Annotated in this window: 3 protein-coding genes; all 3 read left to right on the forward strand. The window is 70.7% G+C overall.

The features are described 5' to 3' along the window. Window positions 1-816, forward strand: an 816-nt coding sequence (locus tag AC27IQ_RS22890; RefSeq protein WP_487090913.1) for an HAD-IC family P-type ATPase, incomplete at its 5' end; no start/stop codon positions are given. 21 nt (window positions 817-837) lie between these two features. Then, entirely contained in the window at window positions 838-1,410 is a 573-nt protein-coding gene (gene kdpC, locus AC27IQ_RS22895) for a potassium-transporting ATPase subunit KdpC (protein ID WP_272565807.1), read from the forward strand. A gap of 68 nt (window positions 1,411-1,478) precedes the next feature. Next, window positions 1,479-2,215, forward strand: a 737-nt coding sequence (locus AC27IQ_RS22900) for a histidine kinase (RefSeq protein ID WP_487090914.1), incomplete at its 3' end; no start/stop codon positions are given.

Consider the following 2,215-nt stretch of genomic DNA (forward strand, 5'->3'; position numbering starts at 1 on the left):
GTGCCGGCCGAGGTGGTGCGAGCGGCCGACGACGTGGCGCGGCGCGGCAGCACGCCCCTGGCGGTGGCCGAGGGCGCCCAGGTGCTGGGCATCGTCGAGCTCAAGGACATCGTCAAGACCGGCATCAAGGAGCGCTTCGCCGAACTGCGGCGCATGGGCATCAAGACGGTGATGATCACGGGCGACAACAAGCTGACCGCCGCGGCCATCGCCGCTGAGGCCGGGGTGGACGACTTCCTGGCCGAGGCCACGCCCGAGGACAAGCTGGCGCTGATCCGCCAGTACCAGGCCGAGGGCCGCCTGGTGGCCATGACCGGCGACGGCACCAACGATGCACCGGCACTGGCCCAGGCCGACGTGGCCGTGGCCATGGGCAGTGGCACGCAGGCCGCCAAGGAGGCCGGCAACATGGTGGACCTGGACTCCAACCCCACCAAGCTGTTGGAGGTGGTGGAGACCGGCAAGGCCTTGCTGATGACGCGCGGCTCGCTCACCACGTTCTCCATCGCCAACGACGTGGCCAAGTATTTCGCCATCATTCCGGCGATCTTCGTGTCCACCTACCCGCAGCTGGCCGCGCTCAACGTGATGCGGCTGGCGAGCCCCTCCTCGGCCATTTTGTCGGCGGTGGTGTTCAACGCGCTGGTGATCGTGTTCCTGATCCCGCTGGCGCTCAAGGGCGTGCGCTATCGCCCGGTTGGCGCCGCCGCGCTGCTGCGCCGCAACCTGGCGATCTATGGCCTGGGCGGGCTGGTGGTGCCGTTCATCGGCATCAAGCTCATCGACTGGGTGCTGGTGGCCGTGGGCCTCGTTTGAACTGTGCAAGGAAGCATCGACATGACCAAAATCCTCCGTCCCGCGCTGACCCTTTTCGTGCTGCTGAGCGTGATCACGGGCGTTGTCTATCCGCTCATCGTCACGGGCGTGGCGCAGGCCGCGTTTCCGCAGCAGGCCGCGGGCAGCCTGGTGCTGCGCGGCGGGCAGGCCGTGGGCTCGTCCCTGATCGGGCAGAACTTCACCGACCCGAAGCACTTCTGGGGCCGCCCCTCGGCCACCGCGCCCATGCCCTACAACGCCAGCGCGTCGGGCGGCTCCAACCTGGGGCCTCTGAACCCCGCCCTCACGGAAGCCGTCACCGCGCGCGTCCAGGCGCTGCGCGAGGCCGATCCCGGCAATGCCGCGCCCGTGCCCGTGGACTTGGTCACGGCCTCCGCCAGCGGGCTCGACCCGCACATCAGCCCCGCCGCCGCGCGCTACCAGGCCAGTCGCGTGGCCAAGGCGCGGGGCTGGCCGGTGGAGCGCGTGCAGGCCCTGATCGACGCGCACACCGATGCCCCGTTCCTGGGGCTCCTCGGTGACCCGGGCGTGAACGTGCTCGCCCTGAATCTCGCGCTCGATGCCGAGCGGTGAGCCCCATGGCGCGTGCGCCGATCCCGGCGCAACGCCCGCCACAATAGGGTCCGCACGTTCCTTCGCCCATGCCTGACATCGCCCGCCCGGACCCCGACGCGCTCATCGCCCAGATGCGCGCGGAGGAAGAGCGCACCCAGCGCGGCAAGCTGCGCATCTATTTCGGTGCCAACGCGGGCGTGGGCAAGACCTGGTCGATGCTGAGCGCGGCGCAGCGCGAGCGCAAGGCGGGGCGCGACGTGCTCATCGGGGTGGTCGAGACCCATGGCCGCAGCGAGACCGCCGCGCTGGTCGAGGGCCTGCCCGTGCTGCCGCTGCGCAGCCTGGACTACCGGGGCCGCCAGCGCACTGAGTTCGACCTCGACGGTGCGCTGGCGCGCCAGCCGGCCGTGCTGCTCGTGGACGAACTGGCGCACTCCAATGCGCCCGGGTCCCGGCATGCCAAGCGGTGGCAGGACGTGCAGGAGCTGCTCGCCGCCGGAATCGAGGTGTGGACCGCGCTCAACGTCCAGCACCTGGAAAGCCTGAACGGCACCGTGGGCGCCATCACCGGCGTGCGCGTGCACGAAACCGTGCCCGACACGGTGCTGGACGAGGCCGACGAAGTGGTGCTGGTCGATGCCACACCGGACGAACTGGCCGCGCGCCTGGCCGCCGGCAAGGTCTACCTGCCGCAGCAGGCCGAGCGGGCGGCGCAGAACTTCTTTCGCAAGGGCAACCTGATCGCGCTGCGCGAGATCGCGCTGCGGCGCACGGCCGAGCATGTCGAGGACGACGTGCGCGGCTGGCGCGTGGAGCAGTCCGG

This window comes from Acidovorax sp. KPB24-07, from assembly GCF_057543315.1.